The sequence below is a fragment of the Arthrobacter sp. NtRootA1 genome, assembly GCF_019976975.1.
Lineage (GTDB): Bacteria > Actinomycetota > Actinomycetes > Actinomycetales > Micrococcaceae > Arthrobacter > Arthrobacter aromaticivorans.
Genome location: NZ_AP024630.1, coordinates 2,739,218 through 2,762,545, shown reverse-complemented (window position 1 = coordinate 2,762,545; position 23,328 = coordinate 2,739,218). Strand labels below are relative to the sequence as shown.

Below are 23,328 nucleotides of genomic sequence, written 5' to 3'. Positions count from 1 at the left end.
CAACAGTCGCCGGCCAGCAGTTGCCGCCTAACAGATGGAGAGATCATGAGCATTGCCACGAGCACCGACACACAGTCTCCTGCGTCGCACGTAGCAGACACCCACGACCTCATACGGGTGCAGGGTGCGCGCGAGAACAACCTCAAGGACATCAGTGTCGAGATCCCTAAACGTCGCCTCACGGTGTTCACGGGTGTCTCTGGCTCGGGCAAAAGTTCGTTGGTCTTTGGCACCATCGCAGCAGAGTCCCAGCGAATGATCAATGAGACATACAGCGCTTTTGTTCAGGGCTTCATGCCTTCATTGTCGCGGCCGGACGTGGACATGCTGGAAGGCCTGACAACGGCCATCATCGTGGACCAGGAGAGGATGGGCTCAAATCCGCGCTCGACGGTGGGTACTGCGACAGATGCCAATGCCATGCTTCGTATTCTCTTCAGCCGGCTCGGGCAGCCCCACATCGGATCGCCGAACGCGTACTCATTCAACGTGCCAACCGTAAAGGCCAGCGGGGCCATCACGGTCGATCGCGGAGAGGGCAAAACCAAAACGGAGAAGGCCACCTTCAATCGCCTGGGCGGCATGTGCTCACGATGCGAGGGAATGGGTTCAGTCAACGATTTCGATCTCACCGCGCTGTATGACGACAGCAAGTCCTTGAACGAAGGCGCGCTCACCATTCCGGGGTACACGATGGATGGCTGGTATGGCCGTATCTTCAGCGGTTCAGGCTTCTTTAATATGGATAAGCCAATTGCCAAGTTCACCAAAAAGGAGCTCCACGACCTCCTATACCGGGAACCTACCAAAATCAAGGTCGAAGGCATCAACCTCACCTATGAAGGCGTCATCCCAAAAATCCAGAAGTCGATGCTCTCCAAGGACGTTGACGCACTTCAACCACACATCCGGGCTTTCGTGGAGCGGGCCATCACCTTTACCACCTGTCCGGAGTGTGAGGGCACCAGGTTGAGCCCGGAGGCACGTTCTTCCAAGATCAGAGGCAAGAGCATCGCGGATGTGTGCACGATGCAGATCAGTGACCTTGCTGTATGGATCCGGGAAATCAATGAACCCTCCGTGGCTCCGCTTCTCAAGGGACTGCAGCACCTCTTGGACTCCTTCGCCGAGATAGGACTCGGATACCTGTCCCTCGATCGGCCTGCCGGTACCTTGTCCGGGGGAGAGGCGCAGCGAACCAAGATGATCCGGCATCTGGGCTCATCCCTGACTGACATCACCTATGTCTTCGACGAGCCAACTATCGGCCTGCATCCGCATGACATCGAGCGTATGAACCAGTTGCTGCTGCAGTTGCGCGATAAAGGCAACACTGTGCTGGTAGTCGAGCACAAACCCGAAACGATCGCGATCGCTGACCATGTGGTGGATCTTGGACCTGGCGCGGGCACAGGCGGTGGCACGGTCTGCTTCGAAGGCGATCTGAACGGGCTGCGGGGGAGTGACACCATCACTGGACGCCACCTCGACGATCGCGCATCCATTAAAGAGCAAGTCCGGTCAGCTTCCGGCACCCTTGAGGTCCGGGGAGCTTCCACCAACAATCTTCAAAACGTGGACGTTGATATTCCGTTGGGCGTCCTGTGTGTACTCACGGGTGTGGCCGGATCGGGCAAGAGCTCGCTGATTCACGGGTCGGTGGCCAAACGTGACGGCGTCCTGGTGATCGACCAAGGTGCCATCCGCGGTTCCCGCCGGAGCAATCCTGCAACTTACACCGGGCTCCTTGAACCCATACGCAAGGCATTCGCCAAGGCCAACAATGTGAAACCGGCGCTCTTCAGTTCAAACTCGGAGGGCGCGTGCCCCACCTGCAACGGCGCCGGCGTCATTTACACAGATCTGGGCGTCATGGCGACGGTGGAATCAACGTGTGAGGAATGCGAAGGAAAGCGCTTCCTGGCCTCGGTATTGGAGTACAAGCTTGGCGGACGCAATATTGCAGAGGTGCTTGCAATGTCTGTCAACGAGGCTGAGACCTTCTTCAGCGAAGGGGAAGCACGCACACCGGCCGCACACAAGATCCTGGACCGCCTCGCCGACGTCGGGCTCGGTTACCTGACGCTTGGACAGCCGCTCACTACGCTGTCTGGCGGGGAACGCCAGCGGCTCAAGCTTGCTACGCAAATGTCGGAGAAGGGCGACATCTACATTCTGGACGAGCCGACCACGGGGCTCCATCTAGCTGACGTCCAGAACTTGCTTGGCATGCTGGATCGATTGGTCGAGTCGGGAAAGTCCGTCATTGTCATCGAACATCACCAGGCCGTCATGGCACATGCGGACTGGATTATCGACCTCGGACCGGGCGCCGGACACGATGGTGGCAAGATCGTTTTCTCTGGCACGCCCGCTGATCTGGTGGCCGACCGCTCGACGCTGACCGGTAAGCACTTGGCGGTTTACGTCGACGCCTGACACCTTAGGTGGCATGAAAACATGCCAATGTCGAGTGTTTCAGAGTGGTCGTATTACTAGCAATTCGTCCCAATCTCTTGACTAGACCACGTTGTGTGGCACACACTTACTCAGAACTTTGGACTATTTACAGACCATTGAGAATCGGGGGAAGGTATGTCCACATTTTCGTTAGGGTTAGTCAAGGATGACAACAACCGCAGGAAGGAATTCCGCAGGAAACAGTATTTCCGATTTGCGACCACTGCGGCCGTAGTTGCGACCCTCATGTCGGCAGCGTCGTGCGCCACAGCTCCTGCCACCAACACTCAGCCAGCAGCCGAATGCCGCCAACTTGACGCTCAACTGGCATGGCCAAGCGAGGTCCGTGGGCAATTACAAAAGACCATTGACGCCCACAGCAGCTGCACCGGAACAGCCCGCGGCGACAAAGCTCCAGTGGCGATCTTTGACTGGGACAACACGGTAGTAAAGAACGACATTGGCTACGGCACGAATTTTTGGATGCTCAGGCACGACAAAGTCCTGCAACCGGCCAATAAGGATTGGAAGAGCACAAACCGTTACCTGACAGATGCGGCAGCGAGAGCGCTGACAGCGGCATGCGGTACCGACACGCCCGCAGGTCAACCGCTCAAGACCAGCATCAACACGGAGTGTGCCGATGAAATCCTCGCCATCCTTGAGGACAAGACGCGTTCCGGCGAACCGGCTTTTGAGGGCTTCAATGCCCGTCACCTCATAGGCGCCTACGCCTGGGGTACGGCCCTGTCTGCTGGATATACCGAGGAGCAACTCGGCCAGTTCGCTCTCTCGATGAAGCAGGAGAACCTGCTGGCAGCACAAGGTAGCATGCAGACCGTTGGAAGCCAGCAGGTGGACGGTTACATCCGGATATACCCACAGATCAAGGACCTCATCGGCGTCCTTCAGGCTCACGGTATCGAAACCTGGGTGGTCTCCGCTTCGCCGGAGCCGGTGGTCAAGGCATGGGCCGGCGAGGTCGGCATCGACGCCGGGCACGTCGTAGGCGTCCGCAGCGTATACGAGGACGGCATCCAAACTTCCCACCTGAAAGGCTGTGGCGGAATACCCGACGGCGAAGATTCAGTCATGACCTACATCGAGGGAAAACGTTGCTGGGCCAATCAGGTGATCTTCGGCGTCGAGGCTCCTTCGGCCTTTGAGCAGCTGCCTGCCGAACGCCGCCAGATCCTGGCCGCCGGTGACTCCGGCACGGACGTAACCTTCGTTGCCGACGCCACCGAAGCCAGGCTGGTGGCGAACCGGAACAACGCCGAAATCATGTGCCGCGCGTACGACAACGAGGACGGCAAGTGGCTCATCACGCCAATGTTCATCGACCCCAAACCACAGCGTAGCGAGCCGTATCCATGCGCCACCAAGGCCTACACCAACCCGGACGGCAGCAAGGGGCCGGTGGTGCGCGAGGACGGCAGCCTCATCCCGGACCAGGTGGACCGTGTCCACTGAGGGGATTTCCGGATACCAGCTTCTGTTGCGAAGGGTCCTATTTCAGGCTTCCCATGGTGACTCTGAGCGCCCATAGCGTTGCATGGCATAAGCCTCCTTTGAGGTGGCGCGAAACCTAGGAAAGGCCCTTACAGATGGAATTCCGTCTGTAAGGGCCTTAGCCGCTGACCGACCTCGAAGCGGCAGTTATCTCCCTGTGGCTACGGGGCAAGAGCTGTATCGAAAAGATGCTCGGCCAGCTGGAGTAAATGAGGGGGTGCATCTTCCTCATCACCGTGGGCGTCATGGCCAAGAAGAACAGCTGTGCCCCTGACGGGCTGTTCGATCTCCAGACCCGCTTCGCGGAGCAAAACCTCGGCCCGGGAATTCAGGGGCAGCGGAATAGACTCTGCCTCGTCGTTCAAATAAGCGTGCCAACCGTTGCAGGTAATTGCTTCGACGTTTCCTTCAAGCAGCCTTTGCCGGGTAAGCAATGTCGCCTCGATCCTTTCGATGCGGACGGGCTGCCTGAGGGGAGCGGGGACAATCAGGGCAATGCGCTCCCAATACATAATTCATCCCTTCCATTTCTGGGCTGGCGGAATTCTCAGACATCGCCGTGCCTCCGGTACCAGCTCCACTACCAAGACAGAGCGTAAGGGCGACGTGTCACCGTTGGTTTTTACGCGGTTTTTGGAAGAGATTTTCACTCGTATCGTTTTTTGCCCTTTTTGCAGCTCTTTTTTCAAGGATAGATTTTCCTGCTTTTTTGGTCCCAACATTTCTCGGAGACTTACCAGACACTGGAATCACGCCTTTCTAAACGCTATCTACCCATCACCATACCGACTTTAATTTTTAATGCCAGTCCGCGGCTTGCTGGATATTTCTACCGGCCACTCCCGGACGAGACTTTCGATGAATTTGCGGCGGACGCTAGTCACCCGAGCGCGCCGACATCGGCGAGGGCAGCTGGCAGGGAGCGGTTAGTCAGGTGGCCAGTTCTACTCCCGCTACCCGACTGGCAGCTAGGGGAGTGGTAAGTCTCTTGCGTGCACGTCAGTCTTCCAGGACTGCGCGCGCGGATACGGCGTTGTGGAGGTCGGGCAGATATGTTTCTTGTTCTTCGATCCCTCGCCGGTAAAAGTCCTAGGCTTGCCATACTTTGAGCAACTCGTGGACATCCCCGCTGTTGAGGGCTTGGTTGATGGCATCACCGTCCATGGCGTCAAGTTAGCGTGACGTCATGGACGGTGATGAGGTGGAAGTTCCGCCCACGGCCGGTCAGTCAAAACCGAGAGATCGCTCGATGAATTAGAACAGGGACGCGAATGAGCCCCATCCTGGGCCGATCCAGTACCGCTCCTGCCAAACGCCTGCCCTCTGTGTATATATGAACAGGTTCCCGTTCGAGTCGACTCCCGCGAGATCGTTCCACCCGTTGAGGCTCGTGTCTCCGAAGCTTCCAACGTACTTAAAGGATGACCATCCTTTACCAATTACCTTGGGCTAAGCCAGCCCCTTCGCCCGTCACTCGGATAAAGGTGCAACCGCCCGCTGACGTCTGTGGCCAAGAGGTCGGGACTGGAATCACCGTTGAAGTCACCTCGTGAAAATACTCTGTTGAAAACGTTCCAGCCTTGACCGACTTGTCTCGGGGATCCCCAGCCGCCTTTGCCGTTCCCTGGATACAGAATCAGCTTTCCCTCGCGCTCCTTGGCCAGGACGTCATCGTGACCATCAGCGTCGAAATCACCGGGAGAGAGCAGTCACCCGCTGGCGCTCGAAGCTCTAGGTTCTGCTTCTCACAATGCTGAAACTGACATCTGCGCGCAATAAGAATTGCTTGCCTAATCCTTCGCAAAACCCCTTAACTTCAGCAGGCGAATTTTTCTGTCCGCTGGACCCAGACCAGCCTATCCGCGCAATCTCAGATGATCATTTGGCCCTTTTGCGTGAACATGCGCGGTAGCAGATGCCGCCTCATTACGTGCACGTAAGCCGATCCCTCACCGTACGGCCGTCATCTGGATTAAGGACACCTGTTTGAGGCAGAGAAGTGCAGAGCCGTTTTCCAGGGGAGTGTCGCGATCTGCGATCAGGACTAGCATTCGGTCATGCCAGACAAGCCAGCTCGTCGCATTATCCGCCTGTTCCCTGACTACGGTCATTTATGGCCGCTCTGGGAGAACAGCACGGCCGAGCACCCGACCAAATACACCATGGAGCCGGCGGACTTCGGACTCTCACCGGCCCTCACCGCCCGGCTTCGAGCATGGTACGACGCCTGGGAAGCGGAAAAATTGCACGTGAGCGGCTGGAGTTCGCCGGATGCTGAGAACGCATGGAGAGCTGAGGGAGCGAAGATTGCGGAGCAGCTTCGCGACGAGGTCGAAGCCTTCGCCGATGTGGAATACGACGTTTAACAGCCACGGCGATCCAGACGGCAATGCCCTTAACTGGGCGCCCGGTAAAGGATTTGGTTACTGGCACCTACTGGTTCGTTGTTCCGGCGGGAAAGTGCTGGAGCGAGTGTTCGTCTCCGATAAAGTTCAAGCATGTCCAATCCTTTCTCCCCATACAACGAACCAGCGTTCGTTGCGTGGAAGGCAGGAGTGCAGGCATTGCCATCTTCGGAGGTCTTGATACGCAATGCGGATCAGACCGAACCGGACGGCCGTTCAATGCGATGGATCCAGATGAGTTGCGAGTCAAGCAACATTCACTCTGTCGAAGGCAATGTATCGAGGATTCGCAGGCAGTTCGTTTTGCTGGCAGAAATCGCTGGTCATCCAGTTGGCTTTTGTTGTGCGATCACGGGCCGCACCTCTTCGGATCCACTGTTCATTCAACTGGTAACCGTGGTTCCCTCCGTGCAAAAGCAAGGAGTGGGGAGCGCGCTGCTTAGCGCCATCGCTCATTGGCAGCCCCACCGCGATATCGCGATGGCCACTATGGACACCAACCTCGCCGCCTATAAATTCAACGAGCGTCTCGCTCGATCAATCGGCGGGACCATCCAGAGCGTTCCACGCAACCGGTTCCGGCCAACTGATTTAGGAATCACCCGAGACGAGAAGCACCGGCCATGGCTCATCACCCGCCCACAGGAAACCAACTGACCACCCGCCGGTGATCACAGAACCGCCACTGCTGCCGCCCCGCGATCAACAGCGCCGGCCAACTGATGGTTCTCCTCATGGCATTACAGGAGCGGCCGCGGGCGCTGGTGACCACTTCCAGCTAATCATCAACGAGACTAGAGAGGTCCGCAGCGGTTCCCGTGTGGGGATGGCCAAAGTAACAAGATGTTGGCTAGCTGAAACGGGCCGAACATGGCAAAGAACCCATCCCATGTCGCCTTGATGGACCCGTCCTTCTCCTTCATCCAAGCACCCATCCGTTTTGAGGAGATACGACCGGCCGAGGGAGCTTGAGAGCCCCGGTCCCTTCCCTAGACAGCCATTCTGCTACAGACGAATACTGGCACGTCTGCTCGGCGATTACTTTCCCCAAATCATCACCCCCAGATTATGAAAGGGGGTTGCCATCTGGCCGAAGTCCTCGGTTGAGGTTTTCCTTGTCCTGCTGTTCGGAACGGTTTAGGGCGGGAAGTCAGGACGCTGCGATAGCCACCGGGATGCACATGGCAACAAATAGGGCGGTCAAAATGAACACGGGAACCGCGTCGCCAAATGAAGGCCGCGTTGTCAGCGCGAAAACGACGAAGGCTATAACAAGGGGAACATTCCAGATCAGGGGCTTGAAGACGCTGAGGTACGCCTCAGTTGTCCGCTTGCTGCGTGGGAAATTATCGTCCCTCTCATTCACGGCTATCTCCCTCCAAGTCGTTTGAGGTCGTTCGCATCTCTCCCAATGCCGGGTAGGTAGACATGGTATGCCCCCCTTCTGGATAAGTGGCGGGCTCGGGTTTTCTTTATCATGACCAGGCACACGGCCGACCGCAGGGGAAGACAGGTCATAAGCCATAACCGCTCCTAAGCGCCCGTAAGCATCGGTCCTCTACCGGGCGAAGCCGGTGCGCGTGAGTACTTCAATGCCCCGGCCTGCTCGGGGGAATTGAAGGTGCCTGCCCCGACGATCCAGTTCACGAAGTCCGAGCCGAGCAACATGAAAGGGGTAAGGCTCAGAACCAATGCAGGATATTTTGCATTAGCCACATGACAAAGCCGAAGAGGAAGAAGATCGGCAGTAGGTACAACACCCAGACACCGTGCACTTTCCGCCTCGTCATGCCACGCCCCTTCCTGCTAGCCACGAGTTTACGCAGTGCCGCAGCCCTTGGACTTGAAGAGGTCTCTGCGGCCCATCGAGCGCCCGTTAGCCGATCCTCTACCGCCCCGTCGCTACGCCTCTAAGGCGGCACGGGTGTGCCCGTGGCCGGTGAGGGTTATAAATTCAGCATCACCAACGGTGGAGTGTCCATCGTGATTCGGGGAGGAAAACAATGGCACCGGAGCTGCGGCCGAAACCCGGAATGAATCGGCTTGAGTTGGCTGACCTCATTGACCAACTCAGAGATAACCTGCATGAAGATCCGGAATCCTGGGAGAATCCCGACCTGGACAGATTCTTGGAGTCTTGGGTGCATGGACCCGAAATATGGACGGTTGGTTCAATAACCGGGGCGAACCAGTCCCCGAAGCACCATCCTGGGAACTGCTCGGCCACATGCTGCTTGCCGCAAGAGTTTATGAGTAGACCGCGGAATGCTGTATTGCCCCTCGCAGCTGCAAGGGGCAATACAGTTTCCTCATGGCAATTTGGGACTTGGCCGACGAGCTTACTCATCCGCTGGACTTTTTGTTGATCCAGAACGGCTTCATCAACCTGTTTCATCAGCGATCGATCCTCGACGAAACAGTGTCGTGGTTACGAGACCACCGCTACAAAGTCGTTCAGGTAGACGCTGCTGCATGGCAATCCCAGGCTGATCTCCATCAAGACATTGCCCAAGCTCTAGATTTCCCTGATTACTACGGCTCAAACCTGGCTGCTCTCAACGATTGCCTCAGCGACGTAGCCGTTCAAACCTATGGCTGGACCCCAACAGATACCGGGCTAGTTCTCGCGATCGACGGGTATGAAACCTTCGAAGGCAGGGACGCGCCGACAGCCCATCACCTCTTAGACATCTTCGCGAGGCAAGCAACTTACGCCGCTCTATTCGGCCACCGCATGATGTGTCTGGTCAGAACCGAGGACCCAAAGCTGGAGATCCCTCCCGTTGGTGGCCTCTCTGTTGCTTGGAATCAACGTGAAGTCCTCGACGCCCGGTAAAGGATCCCTTACCGGACGTGGCAATTCGGTGCCGAGGAGTACGGTCAGTGGATGCGAGCAGAACGAATCGGCCCGCGGGATCAGACCCTCCAGATGAACGCCCCGGCGTACCGCGTGTACTCCTGAGCTGAGGGCGGCGGGGCCATGAGTAGGAGCTTTCAAGAGCAGACCTTCCTGAGGCACTCCCTTCGCTGGGGAGCGGACACAGCAAAGCCCCCGGCCTAAGCCGGGGGCCGTTGTGCGGTTGCTTGGAGGTTATGGGGCTGAATTGACCACTGAGGTCTGGACTGAGGTCCAGGAGGTTGCTGTTCCTGCCGGGAAGGTCTCGCCGGCTTTCAGTGTGACCACCCGTTCTCCAATCAGCAGCCCGGTGGCTGGATCAACGATGACGTCCGTCCGGGTTTTTCTGTTCGGATGCTCGATTCCGATTGCTGTGCCTACCTTGCCGCCAAGGTTCCCTTCCCTGTCTACGACGGTGACTCCGGGAATGAGCGCGGCCGCGTTGTCCAGTGCAGCGCGAAGGTCGGCCGGGACGACTCCGGTCCGCAGGGCGGCCGCGATGCGGGACGCTGCACAGTACGAACCAGCTCGGGTTCGGTCAAGGATCCTCTGGTCGCAGCCTGCATACCGGGCAGTCAGCTTGTGACCTCGGCCAGTAGTCGGCGCATCATGAGATCGAGCGCTGAGTCGTCGATGCCCAGCGAGAACACGTCGGACGCATGCAGGTGTCCGGGGTCTACCGCGAAGTACGGGAGCGCACCGCGTGCCTGGAAACGTTCGGCCAGTAGGAGGAGGGCCTGCTGCTGTAAGGTTGCAGGGTCGAATTCGGCCACCGTGACCAAGAGTGGCCCCGGCCAGGCGGCCAGCCCGGGCACGGAGGACCGGGCCCTGAGTTCGTCGTGGTCGACGCCGTAGTACTTGCCGACAAGGATGCTGAGCGGGGCCTCGGTTACCGAGGCCGGGGCATAGATGCCTGACACGACGACCACCCCGGCCAGGCTGCCGGGGTCACCGCCGTGGCCGGCCACGAAAGAAGCTACATGTGCTGCGCCTGAGGACGCTCCGGCGAGCACGATGCGGTTGGGATCGCCGCCGTACGCGATGATGTTTTGCCGCACCCATTCGATGGCCGACGCGAGGTCTCCGGCCGCTACGGGCCAGGTGTACTGCGGGGCGAGGCGGTAGTCGATGATGACCGCGATCGCATGGTTGCGGCGTGCCCAAGCACCGATATTGTCCCAATGCGGGGTGCCGGGCTGCCACTTCGTGCTGAAGACGAAGCCGCCGCCAGGCACCCACACCAGCACCGGCACCTGCTGGTTCACAGCTTCTGGATCATAGTGGACGTCGAGCCGTTGGCGGGGGTCGGGCCCGTAGGCGATGTCGCGCTCGATACCCGGAGCGGCATAGCCGCGCCGTTGGTGCGGCTCGCGGACGACCCGCATGATCGCCTCCGTGGTCTGAGGGCTGAACGGGGCCTGCGCAAGCGTGCGGAAGGCATCGCTGAGTGCGCGATCAGCCGAAGAAAAGCCTGCCACGGGGCCTCCTTGTCCTACGGTCCGCCCTTCCCGGGGTTCTTCCCGTCGCAGCGGTTGATCGACGGGGAACCAGCCAGTCGATGAGTCAATCTCACCGCTCATGTACATCATTGTCCGGGGTACTAGCAGGAAGGCGAGAAGCGTCATCCGTCCTAGTCACAGTAGCGGTTTATCAAGTGATAATTCAGGTTGGGGCAAACGAACGCCAACGCATCTCGGAGAGCCGATCCAGAGTCTTGAAAAACAAATGCTTCCTGAGGCATTGCTGCATCTGCGGCTGGCAAGCCAGATACTCAGGATTTCCGTGCACCACGGGGGTCTCGTTTAGTCGTCTCGGCGTGAAGCGTCTCAGTGTCGGCGGTGGAGGGGTTTCCGAGCGACGGAACGTAAGGGGATCCTTCACCGGGCAGCGGCCGCCAGCCGTCCACCGGCTTACGAGAGACCATTGCTGGGGTCCGCCATCGTCCCGCAGCTCTCCATGAACTGCCGCCCGTCAGTTTCGGTTTCCTGCTACAAATGACTCGATGCAAAGTTCAAATAGTCGGACTCCACCGCAGCCGATCAGCTTTCGTGAGGGAGTCGAGTCAGATTTCTCCCGGTGTGCAGAACTTTGGATGCACGCCTTGGCCACGCGCGACAGCACACCCCGAGATCCCCAAGTGAGGCGCAGAGCGTTGGAGAAACTCACTGGTGGAGGAAACATCCTCTCCATCGCAGAAAGCGCTTCGAGGATCCATGGGTTTGCGATGGCAACGGACAGCACTCAACCAGGTGCGGCCCGGCGCACCTCACACTGCTGGCAGTGGACCCAGAAAGCCAGTCGCAAGGCTTGGGAAAATCGTTGCTGACGAGACTCACTTACTCGCTTGCGCTTGAGCAGTTCGCAGAAGCCACTCTCAGGGTCCTGGCAGAAAATCTTCCCGCCCGCAGGATTTACGAGAGCACAGGTTGGCGGCCCACAGATCACGGAGTATTTGAGGATTCCGGGCGGCCCTTTATCCGCTACGTACTAACGCTTGGAACAAATATTTCATGACGGATCCGGGAGCAGTGTTCCAGAGACACCGGCCCTGGAACACGCCGGGATCCTGATGTCATCAAGCGCCCGGTTGAGGATCCCTCAACGGGCTTCCTGGGCAAGGTCAGATGATTAACGGCAGGGTCAGGTCATTCGTTGTGCGGCACTAGCAGGCGTACGAGCCAGACCTGATGAGACCGGCTCGGAAGCCCCTCCCCGCAATCAATTGACACGGCGGCTTGTCATCTCTTCTCTGTTTTGCTCACCCTCCACTGGATCCAATGAAACAATCGCGGTATGACGCGTGTGATCGTTCGGGCTACTGCGGTTCGATGGGCAGACGACCACTTCCCGGGATGGATCGAGGTCGACATTGTCGACGCGGAGGATCGGACTCATCGGATAGTTGAGAAGGCCCCCGTCCTCACCCGTGCCAACATCACGGCTGCGTCGACGTTCCCGTTTGAACTGTGGATAGAAGCTGAGTTCGAGCGCACGAAGGGCGGAGTTGCCTTGGTACGGTTTGCCCATGGCGTAGAAACCACCGATGGCCTGGACGTGATCGGAATGGACGGGCACGGCGTCCGCTGGCTGTAAGGGTTATTCGCCCGACGTTCCGTAGTCTGACTGAAGGGTGGGCAGCCGGGCATACGACGACGCCCGTTGGGGGATCCCTCAGCGGGCGTTGTGGCACTTTGCGCGGCGAAGCTGGCAGGTCCCAGAATCGTCAGGGCTGCGTTTGCAGTCCGCCCTTGAAGGTCTCCGTGCCTGGGGCGTAACTTGCCTACACAAGCTGAGATGCAGGATTTCTCCAGGAGCACGGGATGAATTTGCTGAGCCAGATACTCGCGGGGTTCACTGGCCTTGCGCTGATAAGCGTTGGCATCCTGGAGATCTTCTTCCATGGCGATCAACGCTTTCATCGGATCTTCCTCATCCGACCTGACGACGTGCGTGCAGCGCGGATGTGGGCGATGAACGTTGGTGCCTACAACATCACTTTTGGGCTTGGAATAGCAGTAGGTCTGTGGCTAGTGAACTTCTCGGGCACTCCCGCCAGTGGGTCAGCGATAATAATCTTCTGCTGCGCCTGCCACATCTTCCTTGGTTTTTGGCTGTGGGTCACCGAGAAGCGCCTTCTGGTCAGTGCCATCGGCCAGGCACTCTTTCCCGGACTAGCGGTAGTTTTCTACGTTCTCCTTCACTAGAAGGGGTTCCAGCTGAATCCTCGTAGCGGCATTTTTTGTTGCTCCGCGTCAACAGCGGCGCCCGTCACGGGATCCCTAACCGGATGAAGGGGCCCGAGAGCTACTGGCCATCGACAGCGGCTTGCGGGTCGTATTAGCCGAAGATTCTAGATATGCACGATTGATTAATACCGCCAGATCGGACTAACAGGGGTAATCGCTTCCAGGATGATGAAACGACGAGGACTTGAGGGGGAAGCATGACACTTGGGCTCGTCTTCATAGGGATCGGCTTGGTGTGGCTGCCGATCAGGAAGTGGATCGCCCACCTGCAGTATCGGGCCGCCTTGGAAATGCTCGGCCGGCACTCCGCCTTCTCCACGTCCGAATCGCACCCTGATGAACACACGGAATCAGATGAGGAACGGGTCCGGGGCTTCGAGGTGCTCGGGGTGCTCTTCTGCTCAGTGCTGATCGTTGGGGGCCTGCTGATTGTGGTGCTGACGCTCATTCTCCGGCCACCGTGGTCAGGTACTTAGATGGGCGATTCCTTCCTCGCTATCGTCGGGGCCTTCCTGATACTCAGCGGCTCTGTGCTGTACCTGATTCGCAACGTCATGGCACGTTTCGGTGTCGACGGTTGGGCGTGGCTGCCTGAGGGTAATCAGTTCAAGACCTATGAGCATCAACTCACGTGGTCGAAGGTGGCAGCCGGTATCGTAGCCACCACCGGGCTGGTCTTCTTAGGCGTTCTCCTGTGGCCACGGTAGATAAATCTGCGGGGGGGGAGGAATGCTTGACGGAATCGGTTAGCGCTGCTGCAGCGCAGACGGAAGACGTGACTTTGCATCGGGAAATCGAGGAGGGCGTGAAGCGCTGGCATGACCGCGCCGTTGCCACGGGAGAGGACCGAGTCCTTGCCTGGACGGCAGACGGTGGTCTATGTAGCTATCGACGGGATGAAATCACCCTCAGTGGAAAGTACGTCCCGGTAGTGGCTCCCCTCTGGTTCATGACCACCTTTGCCGCGGTGATCATAGTTATTGCTCTCGTCGCACTGGTCTTGTCAGTCGTGTTCTCGGCATCAGACAGTCAATGGGCCCGCCTGTTTATGCCGGTCGGCTTTGGTCTCTTCGCCTGGCTTCTTGTCTATTGGGCGCGTCAGGACTGGAACGCGCGGGCCCGGCGACGGAAAAGGGGCGTTCCCGATCCGAAGACGGACACGAGGCCGGTGCAGATTGATTTTCGTTGGCCGCCGCCGCGGACACGGAAAAGAATGTCGGGATCCTCAGGCCAATGATCAGTTATTGAAGGTCGTCGTAGCTTTGCAGAGTGAACAATTTATGGTGACGACTTGGGACAAAGGCCGAGAACAAGAATCTTCGAGAACTCTCCCGCTACCCAGAGCTTGTCCGTTAGCCGGTCCCTCACCGCGCGTCACCGAAAACCTCGTTCGGACCCGCGTCGAAACTAGCTAACGGCATGTACGTAAGACCCGCACGATGAAATGCACGGTGACGGGGGGATTACTGCAACTATGTTCCTTATGACTGGAATGAAGATCGGCTACGCGAGATAGCTTGGCATGAGACGTGTGCGGTCTGGCCTGTGTCTACAAAAAGCAGGTCGGGTGGTCACCACGAAATAATGACTACCCGACCTGAATGTGTTGCATAACTTCCGTGGGTGGGCCCTAGCGGTGCAACGTTTATGGTGCGGAGTCCACCACTGACGTGCGTACCGAGGTCCAGCTGGTGACGGTTCCGGCGGGAGAGCCTGGGTAGTCCTTCAGGAGGACGCTTTGTTCTCCGATGACCAGCCCGGAATCTGGGTCGATGATAATGTCGGTCCTTGCAGTGCCATCAGGTGATGGGATGCCGATCGCGGTGCCCGTCCTGCCGTCGATGGTTGCTTGCCGGTCACTGAGTGTGACGCCTGGAATGAGCGCAGCTGCCTTGTAGAGGGCGGCGCGAAGCTCGGCCGGGACGGCACCGGTTCGCAGGCCGTCTGCAATGGTCACGAAGGCTTCATTGTCGGGGGACTTCCCGGCGTCTTTGGTCCGTTCGTAGATGAGGTCAAGCAGAGCGCGGGGGTCCTTGGGCAGGTTGCTGGCGTCCTTCAATGGTGTGCCGATGACGGCTGCCGGCGCGTTGCCATAGAAGGCGCCGCCTGGGGCGCGGACGATGCCAACACTTGAAGGCTGCCCTTCAGGTCGGTAGCTGTCGCGCGCGGCTATTTCGGCCGCCAGTGCCTTGGCTTCGTCGCTCGATGAGTCCAGAATTCTGCGGGGTGCCCTGTTCCAGACCCATTCGCCTGCCCTATCGGCTGGCACGTAGACCTGACCGCCGGTCATTTCCTGCCAGTTCACCTCGCTGCCGTCTGGAGCCTGCGCGCCTCCGCCGGTGAGCTCCTTCGTCTCGACCTTTAGGTACTGGCCGGGTCCAACTAGCGGGTCGGAGGTTCGGATGGTTGCCGCAGCAGCATCGTTCAGGACCTCGGCCGCTTCTGCGGTCGCTCCCGGGGCGCCGGGGCGGAAGACGTCGGCAACAACGATGCCGCCCACCAGCAGAGCAGCAGCTGCAGAGGCGAACAGGACGCGCCGACGGAAACGGATGGGCGTGACGGTGGCTGTTGGCCGGATTTCCTCGGTGGTGGAAGTCTGGGCGATTCTGGTCATGAGTTTTTCGCGGCCGCGGGCTAGGGTTGCCGGAGGTGCGGAGCCGACGTCGCTACGCATTTCGCGGAGCAGCTGCAGGTCGTGCATGGTAGTTCTCCGTTTCGCTAAGGTTTTCGAGATTGAATTGGGTTCGCAGTGTTTGCCGTGCACGGTTCAAGCGGGAGCGAACGGTTCCCACCGGTACGCTCATGGCCAGAGCGATGCCTTCATAGGTCAGGTCCGCCCAGGCGTAGAGCAGCAGCGTTTCCCGGTCGATGTCCGCCATGCTTTTGAGGGCCTGGGCGATTAGCCCCGTGGCCACCTTCGCGTCGACCTCGGCGGCAATCCGGTCGGAATCGTCGGCAATGGCCTCACGTGCGGCCGACTTCGCGGCTGCCTTGAGCACTTTGGCTTCCGCCCGGTGGTGCTGGCGGAGCAGGTTGGTGGCTATGCCGAACAACCAGGGCCGGGCGTCGTCCCGGCTGACGTCGTAGCTTTCCAGCTGTTCCCAAGCCACCAGGAAGGTTTCCGAGGTGACGTCGTCGGCTGCGAAGTCGCCGGCCCTTCTGGCCGCGTATCTGTAGATCGCTGAGGCGTGTCTGTCGTATAACTCCCCGAAAAGCGCGGGGCTGTCCCGGGACCGCCTGATGATGTCGCTGTCTGTGCTCACACTATGTATTGACTGCTGGCCGGAAAAGAGTTCACGGAGCGGCGCCTTCTTCCTCCCTAAGACCTCGCTCACAGACTAGCTGCGGCTTCCGGTTATGGTGCATTTGGGTCATGCAATGGTCTTCAGATCGCTTGCCGTCGCAGACAGTTAGCACGCCCGGGGTCGTTTTTTGAACGGCAGCATCTTAGGTTGGAGCCATTGCGGGCATTGTGCTCAATTTAGTGACGGCCGGAGCGACTGCAACAGGTGCCGGCGGCAACCCGTTGAACCCCGTTCTGACTGTTTCAGAAATGTCCTTTCTGAAATTGTCATGCCTCGTCAAGTTTTCAGTTGGTTCCACCTCACGTTCGCCCAAGGCAGCGAAGGGACAAGTTCCCGCCGAGCCGGGACCCCTTGATAAATACGGACCGGTATTGCACGATCTGCCTTAGCTCGAGGACGAGCGGCCATTGTGCCATAAATGGGGGCACCGAAAATTTGGGGGCGGCATGCGTGTTGTTCGGTTGAGCGCTCCATTGTGCTCGCGGCCGTGGGAGCCTATTACATCAAGACCATCATTGGCATTATCTTTGCTTTACTCGGCGGCACAAACACGTTTTTTCTTGCCAGGGTCTCTGAAGGAGAGGTTCGCATGGGCACTGAGTCGAGGCGCGGCCGGTTAGATTTTGGCAAGTTTCTTACTCCCTTGGCAATTTTGTTTGCTCTTATCGGTATCTCCGCGCTTTACAACGAAGTCCATGAACCCTTCTGGGTTGCATTGAAGATCGTTATTGTGGTTACCGGTCTCGGATTCGCCGCTGCAAATCTTGTCGCTTACATCTTCCTTTGGTTTCGTCGACGGGCCGCGCGCAGCCGTCGCGTATAAGGGCCAGAACTCCGGTCGGGCGCAGCGAAAAGTAGCCAGGTGGTAACTCTTTTGCTGGTTTGGATCATGGTTGTGTTTGTGGCGGTTGCAGTCGGTGGCTTCATATATTGCCCGGGTCCGAACGGCGCGCCGTCGACAGGGAAGGAACTCGCATGAAGACGTTCAAGCAAAGCGACATGGGCTGCGGTCTTCTCAATGTTCGGGCCATACACCGTTGCTAACGTACCGATGTTGGTCGCGGTCGTACTCTTCGTCGTCCTATTGCCCAATGCAAACGATCCGGGTACGTATTGGTCATGGCGGTTATCGCACTTGCCTTGGTTTCTGCCGGCATCTTCGTTTTCGAGGGGGCGCTCGGGCTGCGCCGCCTACATGCGTCAGGGCGGGAAGATCGCCGCCGCAGTGCAGCGGGATTACCGCTGGAGCGGTTAAAGGACATGAAGCAGATCGCACCAATTCTTATTGCCTGGCGTTTCCGGGCAGCATACGAAGGCTTTTGCTCATCTCGAAGCGTCAAATGCCAGTTCGCAGCCCACGTCCGGGGAGCAAGATTGTGTCCATGCTCATGGGGCGGGCCACCGACGGCGGGCTGCACGTGAGGGCCGGCTGGAGCAGGACTACCCCTGTGGGCCAGATCGGTTGGGGCTGGGACGTCATGACGGCCGTGGCCTCCCCGGGTGACTGGAACGGTGACGGAGCCGCAGACGTCCTTGCCAGGGACAGCACTGGTGCCCTGTGGATGTACAAGGGCAACGGTCACGGCGGCTGGCTTCCCGGCCGGACCCAGGTCGGCTGGGGGTGGAACGTCATGACGGCCATTTTCAGCGGACATGATTTCAGTGGCGACGGGCCCTCGGACGTGATCGCCAGGGACACCAACGGGCAGCTGTGGCTCTACCCAGGCAACGGGTACGGCGGATGGCTGGACCGCATTCAGATCGGGTGGGCGTGGCAGGGCATGGACCTGATCACCGCCCCGGGCGATTACGACAACGACGGGTACGGCGATGTCATCGCCCGGGACAACACTGGCACCATGTGGCTCTACCCCGGAAACGGAAGCGGGGGCTTCACCGGTGCTAGAAGCGTCATGGACATCCCAACTCCGCAGCTTTTCGGGTGACGGCGTTTTCGCTAGCAGCACCCCATCAGCAGCTGGCGAAACATCCTCGACGGCAGGATCCAACCGACGATCAGCGCCGCCAGCAAACGACGGTGTTAGACATTCGCCTTGATCCCGTCGTCAGCGCTTCTTAGGGATTGGATTCAACTCCGCATTTCCCGTGGTGCGTCTGCAAGAACAGTCCCGCTCGCGGATGAGCTCCTGAAGGTCCGTCCAAGCATGCTTGCGAACCGGGCGCATGGATGTGGCCTGCAGGCAACCCGCATCCATCCAAGCCAGTCATGGTCAAAGCTTGTTCGTTTCCCTGCGCGAAGCCTGCGTTGGAAACGCAACAGTGATTATTGCGGCGGCTATGGCAGGCCGGGTACCCTCGCGGCAAGAGCGTTTCGCTGGGGTGCGCTAACAATTGGGGGGCTACCGTGCGCCGTCTGGTCATGATCCTTTCTGCTGTAGTTGCCATGACGCTTACCCAGCCCGCGATGGCTGCTCCTGCCCGGGCAGATGACTCCTGGCACAACTTCATTCAGCTGTGGTGGGACTGGGGTGTAGTTTATTCCGACCTGGTCACCATCACTGACCAAGGCGGAGTGATCGTCTATGAGGGCAAGCCCGGCTGGGAAGGGCAGGGTCTGGGCCCTGGAAACACTGTCGTTTTGGACGCGGATGCCTTGGTTACGCCGGGGGACTGGGATGGAAACGCCCAAGCCGATTGGATGTTCCGCAGCAGCGACGGCGGCTTGTACCTGCGTACCGGCATTGGCGGGGCGGACGCGGAACAGGTCGGGTGGGGCTGGGACGTTATGACAGCCATGGTTTCACCTGGCGACTGGAACGGTGACGGCGCCTCCGATGTTCTGGCACGCGACGGAGCAGGGGTGTTGTGGATGTATCGGGGCGACGGCTCTGGTGGGTGGCTGCCCGGGCGCACCCAGGTCGGGTCGGGATGGAACATCATGGCCTCCATCTTCAGTGGACGCGACTTCAACGCGGACGGTAAGCCGGACGTTCTTGCGGTGGATACAGGTGGTGCGATGTGGCTGTATCCGGGAAACGGGACTGGCGGGTGGATGAGCCGCGTGCAGGTTGGTTGGGGCTGGCAGAAGATGGATCTGATTGCCGCCCCCGGGGATTTTGACTATGACGGACATGCCGACGTCATCGCCCGCGACATCGCGGGTTCCATGTGGCTCTATCCTGGCAACGGGGCGGGTAGCTTTACGTGGACACGGCGACTGCTGAACATCCCGACGCCGGCGCTCTTCGGCTGAGCAGGCATTCCTGGCCCCGCTGCGCCATGAGCGTGTCTCCGGCGACTGCCCGACTGGGCCAATGGCTGGCCTAGTGGAGTTCTCGCAGCTACTTCCACTCCCGTACTTCAACTGGCATGCACGGGTATTCGTGAGCCGGGAGTAGGTCCGTCCCGGGGTGGCCGTCCAATGCCTTCGAAGTCACTGGAAGTTTTCGCCGAACGCCTATGCTGAGCCAATGGGTTTTGGTCGTGAGTCGGGGCGTGTTCGTGATGTGTCGTTGCCGTTTAGCCATCGCTTTATGTCCCTTGGTTCCTGGATCCAGCAGGCTCAGCCGATCGGCTTTGAACCCACTTGGGCGTACCTTGAAGCGAAGTTGAATCTTTCTTGGTATGAGACGGACTTCTTGTTGCCAGCCTTGGACATGTTGGAGGCAGAACGAGCCGTTCATCTCAGGATTGCTGCGGAGTATGCCGATCTTCGTAGGCTGCAGAAGGCTGCCGGTCATCGATCTCCGCCGAGGGACCAAGTTACCCCTATCGAGCCGCGTCGTTGGCATGGCGATGAACGGGCCGGCGCACGACACGCGCTGGAATCATGGCTCCGGCGCGTAGGCCTGGAACTTTCCGACCCGTACGAGCGAAGAATCCGCGGTGTGGTTGAAGATGCTCTGTCAGGATCAGCGCTGACAAAGCTTGACGCTGACGAGCTCCAGTCACTTCTTGATGGCGCCCGCGCCCAGAGTGTGGGCTTCGCAGGTGGCACGGTTCCGTATCGGGATGCCTTGTCCTATCGTCAGCCTCTTGGGCACTTGTTTTTGATGTTTCATGAGGTTCCTTCCGTCGGGAAGTCATGGAATTTTCGAACCCCTTAGATTCAGGTTGCCTGCTTTCGGGCGGCAATGTATTGGGCGTAGGCGGCGGCTGAGTCTGTGGCGTGGCGTTCGATGGTGGTGGGGGAGTAGCCGAGGGTTTCGGCGATGATGGCCACGGGTGCGAGTTTGGTGAGTTCGTGGAGTGTTCCCAGGCGTGCGGCGCGGGTGCTGAAGAGTTTGCTGAGGCGGGTTGTGAGGTGTCCTGGGTGGATGTGGCGTCCGGGTGATGCCCCGCGGAACACCCACTTGGTGTTGGGGTGCGCGGCAGTCAGTTCGTGGCCCGGGTTTGCGGCGAGCTCCCGCCACGGCTGTGCAAGGGGATCCGGCAATGCGATCTGGAGAGTCCCCAGTTGAACGGTGACCAGTTCGTCGGTGACGCTGACGTCGTCCCAGGTTAGCCGTGCGATGTTCTCTGCCTGTTGTCCGAAGACGAGGATCAGGATGGCCGCGGCCCGGTCGCGGGTTTCCAGTTCATCGGTGTGGATGACGTGGTGGAGTGCTTGGTCTTGTCCAGCTTTGGGGAGTCGTGGGCTCGTGCCGCGGCGGTGCGGAATGATGGTGAGCCCAGCTGGGGCGGCTTTGGTTTTGATGGCCCATTTGAGGAAGCGCTCAGCGATGCGCCTGGTCGTGGGTCCTTCGGCTTGCCATACGTCAAGGTGGGACTGCTGCAGTTCCGGCAACGTGATGTCATGACTGGTAAGCCAGTTCAGGAAGTCGATGGCGACGGTGACTTCCTGCTTGGCACGAAGAAAAGTGCCGCGCGTAACTTCGTCCATGAGATTCATGCGCCGTTGGTGATGCCAGCGGATGTAGCGGCGGATCACGTCAAGGTTCTGGGGGTCGCTGACGCGGTTCATGGCCTGGGTTGCCCAGCTGTCGTAGCGGGTCAGGAAAGCATTTCGTTGGGGGAGCACCCCGTGTTCGATGAGGAGTCCCCGGACGTATTCGCGGGTGCGTGAGTCGGGTAGTTCGTCGAAGGTTGCGTGGCTGATGGTGGGTGCGGTGGCGAGGTTTCGAAGGAAGGCTGTGACGTGCTTTTGTCGGATCCAGGTCATGCCGCTGTTGGCCCGTTTCATGGTCTTTAATGCCGCGGCCAGCGGGATCAGTTCCGTGGCGATGATTCCCGGGGCCGGGTTGGTCAGGAGGTTATCAACGACGTCGCCGAGGACGCAGGCCCAGCAGTGCGCACCGGTATAGAGCTCGTCTTCGGCGCCGCAGCCCTGGCAGTCGATATTGAGCCGAACGCCCGAGCAGTTCCGGCATGCCGGCTGTTCATCGATGATTCCGGGCAGGATGCCGTCGTGGCCGCATTCGCAGACCCCGCGGGTGCGTTTTGCCTGCTGATAGCAGTAGCCGCAGACTCCGCCGTCGGGCCAGCGCGCGACTGTTTGGTGGTGCTGGCCGCAGCGGCCGCAGGGGACAGGCCAGCGGGTGGGGTCCTCTGCCTTACGGGGCCTACTCACCGTCCTCGGGAGCGACGAGCCGGACGCGTCGGGCGATCGGGTTGCCGGGTTGGATGCCGAGGTCTTCACTGCGCTTGGGGGCGTTCGCTGTCGCTGCGGCGCGCATCTCCACGAAAGGTTCGAAAAGGTCGTTTGGTGTGCAGTCCAGGATGTCGCAGAGCGCGGCGAATGTCCTTGCAGGAATGCGCTCCGGCGTGGAGGTGACCAGCCTGTAGACCTGGCTTTCGGAAAGGTTGATGCCACGGGATTTCAGGAGCGGCATCAATTCGGTGGTCTTCCAGAGGTTCTGCTTTGCCATCAGGGCTCGCAGGTTCCAGCGGTAGCCGATCCGGCGCTGTTCAGGCATCTGGGTCCTCCAAGTTCGCGATGCGGCGTGCAATCATCTGCTGCACGGTTTTCTGCTTGAAGTCCGACGATACCGAGGTATAGAGCCCGGTAGTCGACGCATAGGAGTGGCCAACCTGCGTCTGCACGAAGGCCGCGTCATAACCGGCTTCGATCAGGTGAGTCACGTAGGAATGCCTGAGGCAATGCAGGCCCAACTCCTGCGGCAGACCGACGGCATCCGCGCGGCAGCGAACGCATCACCGAACGAGCCCAGGGACATCCGGGCGCCACGCTCACTGGGCCACAGCGCCGAGGAGCGTTCAGCGGTCGGAAACTGTTGCCGCATGCCGCCGGCTGTCCAGGTCTTGAGCTGGTCCCCGACCCAGTCGAACTCCGGAACGGTCAACACGGTCCGCCTTCTGGGTCCTGAGGCTGCCGCGCCTTTGGCGAATCGGACCTGGACGGCACCGAACCGGCCGTAGTCGCTGACGTGTGGGTTCGGGCCGAAGTCCTCCAGGTCCAGCATGGTCATTTCACGGCGGCGAAGCCCGTAGGCGTAGCAGACCTTGAACGCCACAGGGTCCCGGAACAGGGGCAGCCAGCGTTTGCTGCCAGCGGCAAATTCCTGGTCGACCAGGTCATCTAGGTAGTCGAAAAGACGCTGCAGTTCCGCCTTCGTGAACGAGCGCTTCTTCGCCGGGACAGCATCATCGGTGGTGTGCCGTGGCATGTTCCACTCGAAGCAGATCTGGCTCGGAATATCGCCGAATGTCCGTTCGCAGAACTCGCCCCATCCGTAGGCAGGATGCGTGAGGTAAGAGCAGAACATCGCCACGGCGTTGCTGTACGAGCGCAACGTCTTCAGGCTGATCGGCTTCTCGCCAGAACGCAGATCGGCCAGGAAATCATCGATGTCCGCGGGGCGCCATTGCCACGGAAATTCACCCGTGAACCGCTGAAAACGCTCCAGCAGCTGGCAACGCTGCTTGATGGTGTCCGCCGTGAGGCCACGGGCAAGCATCTGTGCCCGCCAGCCATCCAGCATGGCGGTAAAAACCCGTTCATCAGCACGGAACAGCCCAATGTCCGGATCCACCAGCATCCGCGGGACAAAACCCGGAACGGCACCACTCACAACGACCCCTAA

Annotated in this window: 24 protein-coding genes; 14 read left to right on the top strand and 10 right to left on the bottom strand. The window is 59.5% G+C overall.

What is annotated here, in order from left to right; all coding sequences use genetic code 11:
* The first annotated feature begins 45 nt into the window (after nt 1-45).
* Both LDN90_RS12360 and LDN90_RS12355 read left to right on the top strand, forming a co-directional pair.
* Nucleotides 46-2,439, top strand: coding sequence for an excinuclease ABC subunit UvrA (locus tag LDN90_RS12360; protein WP_223945915.1), 2,394 nt, complete (start codon nt 46-48; stop codon nt 2,437-2,439).
* 438 nt (nt 2,440-2,877) lie between these two features.
* A complete protein-coding gene (locus tag LDN90_RS12355) occupies nt 2,878-3,933 on the top strand; it encodes a haloacid dehalogenase-like hydrolase (RefSeq protein ID WP_223945914.1) in 1,056 nt (351 codons plus the stop codon).
* A 200-nt stretch (nt 3,934-4,133) separates the two neighbouring features.
* Here LDN90_RS12355 and LDN90_RS12350 read toward each other — a convergent pair whose 3' ends face one another.
* On the bottom strand, nt 4,134-4,484 hold the full coding sequence (locus tag LDN90_RS12350) for a hypothetical protein (protein WP_223945913.1): 351 nt from the start codon (nt 4,482-4,484) through the stop codon (nt 4,134-4,136).
* A 547-nt stretch (nt 4,485-5,031) separates the two neighbouring features.
* Here LDN90_RS12350 and LDN90_RS24205 point away from each other — a divergent pair.
* Nucleotides 5,032-5,154 (top strand): hypothetical protein, encoded by a 123-nt coding sequence (locus LDN90_RS24205; protein WP_256449733.1) that lies wholly within the window; start codon nt 5,032-5,034, stop codon nt 5,152-5,154.
* A gap of 257 nt (nt 5,155-5,411) precedes the next feature.
* Here the strand turns inward: LDN90_RS24205 and LDN90_RS12345 are convergent, their stop codons facing one another.
* Nucleotides 5,412-5,606 (bottom strand): hypothetical protein, encoded by a 195-nt coding sequence (locus LDN90_RS12345; RefSeq protein ID WP_254186553.1) that lies wholly within the window; start codon nt 5,604-5,606, stop codon nt 5,412-5,414.
* Between the two features lie 423 nt (nt 5,607-6,029).
* Between LDN90_RS12345 and LDN90_RS12340 the strand changes: the two genes are divergently transcribed.
* Both LDN90_RS12340 and LDN90_RS12335 read left to right on the top strand, forming a co-directional pair.
* Nucleotides 6,030-6,338 (top strand): hypothetical protein, encoded by a 309-nt coding sequence (locus LDN90_RS12340; RefSeq protein ID WP_216925678.1) that lies wholly within the window; start codon nt 6,030-6,032, stop codon nt 6,336-6,338.
* A gap of 132 nt (nt 6,339-6,470) precedes the next feature.
* Nucleotides 6,471-7,034 (top strand): GNAT family N-acetyltransferase, encoded by a 564-nt coding sequence (locus tag LDN90_RS12335; RefSeq protein WP_216925677.1) that lies wholly within the window; start codon nt 6,471-6,473, stop codon nt 7,032-7,034.
* A gap of 493 nt (nt 7,035-7,527) precedes the next feature.
* Here LDN90_RS12335 and LDN90_RS12330 read toward each other — a convergent pair whose 3' ends face one another.
* Nucleotides 7,528-7,743, bottom strand: a complete 216-nt coding sequence (locus LDN90_RS12330; protein ID WP_223945912.1) for a hypothetical protein — start codon at nt 7,741-7,743, stop codon at nt 7,528-7,530.
* 945 nt (nt 7,744-8,688) lie between these two features.
* On the opposite strand from LDN90_RS12330, the gene LDN90_RS12325 reads away from it, so the two are divergent.
* Nucleotides 8,689-9,213, top strand: coding sequence for a barstar family protein (locus LDN90_RS12325; protein WP_216925675.1), 525 nt, complete (start codon nt 8,689-8,691; stop codon nt 9,211-9,213).
* A gap of 635 nt (nt 9,214-9,848) precedes the next feature.
* Here the strand turns inward: LDN90_RS12325 and LDN90_RS12320 are convergent.
* Complete coding sequence (locus tag LDN90_RS12320; RefSeq protein ID WP_223945910.1) at nt 9,849-10,751, bottom strand: alpha/beta hydrolase fold domain-containing protein; 903 nt, start codon at nt 10,749-10,751, stop codon at nt 9,849-9,851.
* Between the two features lie 1,315 nt (nt 10,752-12,066).
* Here LDN90_RS12320 and LDN90_RS12310 point away from each other — a divergent pair.
* From LDN90_RS12310 to LDN90_RS12290, 5 genes are all read left to right on the top strand, one after another.
* Nucleotides 12,067-12,366: a hypothetical protein gene (locus LDN90_RS12310; protein ID WP_216925672.1), complete on the top strand. Its 300-nt coding sequence runs from the start codon at nt 12,067-12,069 to the stop codon at nt 12,364-12,366.
* 227 nt (nt 12,367-12,593) lie between these two features.
* On the top strand, nt 12,594-12,977 hold the full coding sequence (locus tag LDN90_RS12305) for a DUF1304 family protein (protein WP_223945908.1): 384 nt from the start codon (nt 12,594-12,596) through the stop codon (nt 12,975-12,977).
* A 239-nt stretch (nt 12,978-13,216) separates the two neighbouring features.
* Complete coding sequence (locus tag LDN90_RS12300; RefSeq protein WP_223945907.1) at nt 13,217-13,495, top strand: hypothetical protein; 279 nt, start codon at nt 13,217-13,219, stop codon at nt 13,493-13,495.
* Nucleotides 13,496-13,726: a hypothetical protein gene (locus LDN90_RS12295; RefSeq protein WP_223945905.1), complete on the top strand. Its 231-nt coding sequence runs from the start codon at nt 13,496-13,498 to the stop codon at nt 13,724-13,726. It abuts the gene before it with no gap.
* Between the two features lie 242 nt (nt 13,727-13,968).
* Nucleotides 13,969-14,256, top strand: a complete 288-nt coding sequence (locus LDN90_RS12290) for a hypothetical protein (RefSeq protein WP_223945904.1) — start codon at nt 13,969-13,971, stop codon at nt 14,254-14,256.
* A 408-nt stretch (nt 14,257-14,664) separates the two neighbouring features.
* On the opposite strand, the gene LDN90_RS12285 is transcribed toward LDN90_RS12290, so the two are convergent.
* Together LDN90_RS12285 and LDN90_RS12280 are read right to left on the bottom strand one after the other, a co-directional pair.
* Nucleotides 14,665-15,720 (bottom strand): CU044_5270 family protein, encoded by a 1,056-nt coding sequence (locus LDN90_RS12285; protein WP_223945903.1) that lies wholly within the window; start codon nt 15,718-15,720, stop codon nt 14,665-14,667.
* A complete protein-coding gene (locus LDN90_RS12280; protein WP_223945902.1) occupies nt 15,686-16,282 on the bottom strand; it encodes an RNA polymerase sigma factor in 597 nt (198 codons plus the stop codon). The genes LDN90_RS12285 and LDN90_RS12280 overlap by 35 nt, the downstream gene beginning before the upstream one ends.
* A 460-nt stretch (nt 16,283-16,742) precedes the next feature.
* Here LDN90_RS12280 and LDN90_RS12275 point away from each other — a divergent pair, with 460 nt between their 5' ends.
* From LDN90_RS12275 to LDN90_RS12265, 3 genes are all read left to right on the top strand, one after another.
* A complete protein-coding gene (locus LDN90_RS12275) occupies nt 16,743-17,147 on the top strand; it encodes a hypothetical protein (RefSeq protein WP_223945901.1) in 405 nt (134 codons plus the stop codon).
* Nucleotides 17,148-17,664: 517 nt separating this feature from the next.
* Nucleotides 17,665-18,270, top strand: a complete 606-nt coding sequence (locus LDN90_RS12270; protein ID WP_223945900.1) for a VCBS repeat-containing protein — start codon at nt 17,665-17,667, stop codon at nt 18,268-18,270.
* Between the two features lie 434 nt (nt 18,271-18,704).
* Nucleotides 18,705-19,538 carry a VCBS repeat-containing protein gene (locus LDN90_RS12265; protein ID WP_216925666.1) on the top strand — a complete coding sequence of 278 codons (834 nt, stop codon included), beginning with the start codon at nt 18,705-18,707 and terminating at the stop codon, nt 19,536-19,538.
* A gap of 855 nt (nt 19,539-20,393) precedes the next feature.
* Here LDN90_RS12265 and LDN90_RS12260 read toward each other — a convergent pair.
* Genes LDN90_RS12260 through LDN90_RS12245 form a run of 4 tightly spaced genes read right to left on the bottom strand, consistent with a single transcriptional unit; the run spans nt 20,394 to nt 23,316 of the window.
* Nucleotides 20,394-21,854: a site-specific integrase gene (locus LDN90_RS12260; RefSeq protein ID WP_216925665.1), complete on the bottom strand. Its 1,461-nt coding sequence runs from the start codon at nt 21,852-21,854 to the stop codon at nt 20,394-20,396.
* A complete protein-coding gene (locus LDN90_RS12255) occupies nt 21,847-22,200 on the bottom strand; it encodes a helix-turn-helix transcriptional regulator (RefSeq protein ID WP_216925664.1) in 354 nt (117 codons plus the stop codon). Before LDN90_RS12255 ends, LDN90_RS12260 begins: the two co-directional genes overlap by 8 nt.
* Complete coding sequence (locus LDN90_RS12250; protein ID WP_263426263.1) at nt 22,193-22,366, bottom strand: hypothetical protein; 174 nt, start codon at nt 22,364-22,366, stop codon at nt 22,193-22,195. Before LDN90_RS12250 ends, LDN90_RS12255 begins: the two co-directional genes overlap by 8 nt.
* Nucleotides 22,363-23,316, bottom strand: coding sequence for a hypothetical protein (locus LDN90_RS12245; RefSeq protein WP_223945897.1), 954 nt, complete (start codon nt 23,314-23,316; stop codon nt 22,363-22,365). The genes LDN90_RS12250 and LDN90_RS12245 overlap by 4 nt, the downstream gene beginning before the upstream one ends.
* Between the last annotated feature and the right edge of the window lie 12 nt (nt 23,317-23,328).

What these genes read in the sequence shown, in the direction of transcription:
- LDN90_RS12310 (WP_216925672.1), top strand. Translation starts at nt 12,067, where the DNA reads ATGACGCGTGTGATCGTTCGGGCTACTGCGGTTCGATGGGCAGACGAC.
- LDN90_RS12350 (WP_223945913.1), bottom strand. Translation starts at nt 4,484, where the DNA reads ATGTATTGGGAGCGCATTGCCCTGATTGTCCCCGCTCCCCTCAGGCAG.
- LDN90_RS12285 (WP_223945903.1), bottom strand. Translation starts at nt 15,720, where the DNA reads ATGCACGACCTGCAGCTGCTCCGCGAAATGCGTAGCGACGTCGGCTCC.
- LDN90_RS12335 (WP_216925677.1), top strand. Translation starts at nt 6,471, where the DNA reads ATGTCCAATCCTTTCTCCCCATACAACGAACCAGCGTTCGTTGCGTGG.
- LDN90_RS12275 (WP_223945901.1), top strand. Translation starts at nt 16,743, where the DNA reads ATGGGGGCACCGAAAATTTGGGGGCGGCATGCGTGTTGTTCGGTTGAG.
- LDN90_RS12290 (WP_223945904.1), top strand. Translation starts at nt 13,969, where the DNA reads ATGACCACCTTTGCCGCGGTGATCATAGTTATTGCTCTCGTCGCACTG.
- LDN90_RS12360 (WP_223945915.1), top strand. Translation starts at nt 46, where the DNA reads ATGAGCATTGCCACGAGCACCGACACACAGTCTCCTGCGTCGCACGTA.
- LDN90_RS12305 (WP_223945908.1), top strand. Translation starts at nt 12,594, where the DNA reads ATGAATTTGCTGAGCCAGATACTCGCGGGGTTCACTGGCCTTGCGCTG.
- LDN90_RS12340 (WP_216925678.1), top strand. Translation starts at nt 6,030, where the DNA reads ATGCCAGACAAGCCAGCTCGTCGCATTATCCGCCTGTTCCCTGACTAC.
- LDN90_RS12295 (WP_223945905.1), top strand. Translation starts at nt 13,496, where the DNA reads ATGGGCGATTCCTTCCTCGCTATCGTCGGGGCCTTCCTGATACTCAGC.
- LDN90_RS12325 (WP_216925675.1), top strand. Translation starts at nt 8,689, where the DNA reads ATGGCAATTTGGGACTTGGCCGACGAGCTTACTCATCCGCTGGACTTT.
- LDN90_RS12300 (WP_223945907.1), top strand. Translation starts at nt 13,217, where the DNA reads ATGACACTTGGGCTCGTCTTCATAGGGATCGGCTTGGTGTGGCTGCCG.
- LDN90_RS12255 (WP_216925664.1), bottom strand. Translation starts at nt 22,200, where the DNA reads ATGCCTGAACAGCGCCGGATCGGCTACCGCTGGAACCTGCGAGCCCTG.
- LDN90_RS12265 (WP_216925666.1), top strand. Translation starts at nt 18,705, where the DNA reads ATGATCCTTTCTGCTGTAGTTGCCATGACGCTTACCCAGCCCGCGATG.
- LDN90_RS12270 (WP_223945900.1), top strand. Translation starts at nt 17,665, where the DNA reads ATGCCAGTTCGCAGCCCACGTCCGGGGAGCAAGATTGTGTCCATGCTC.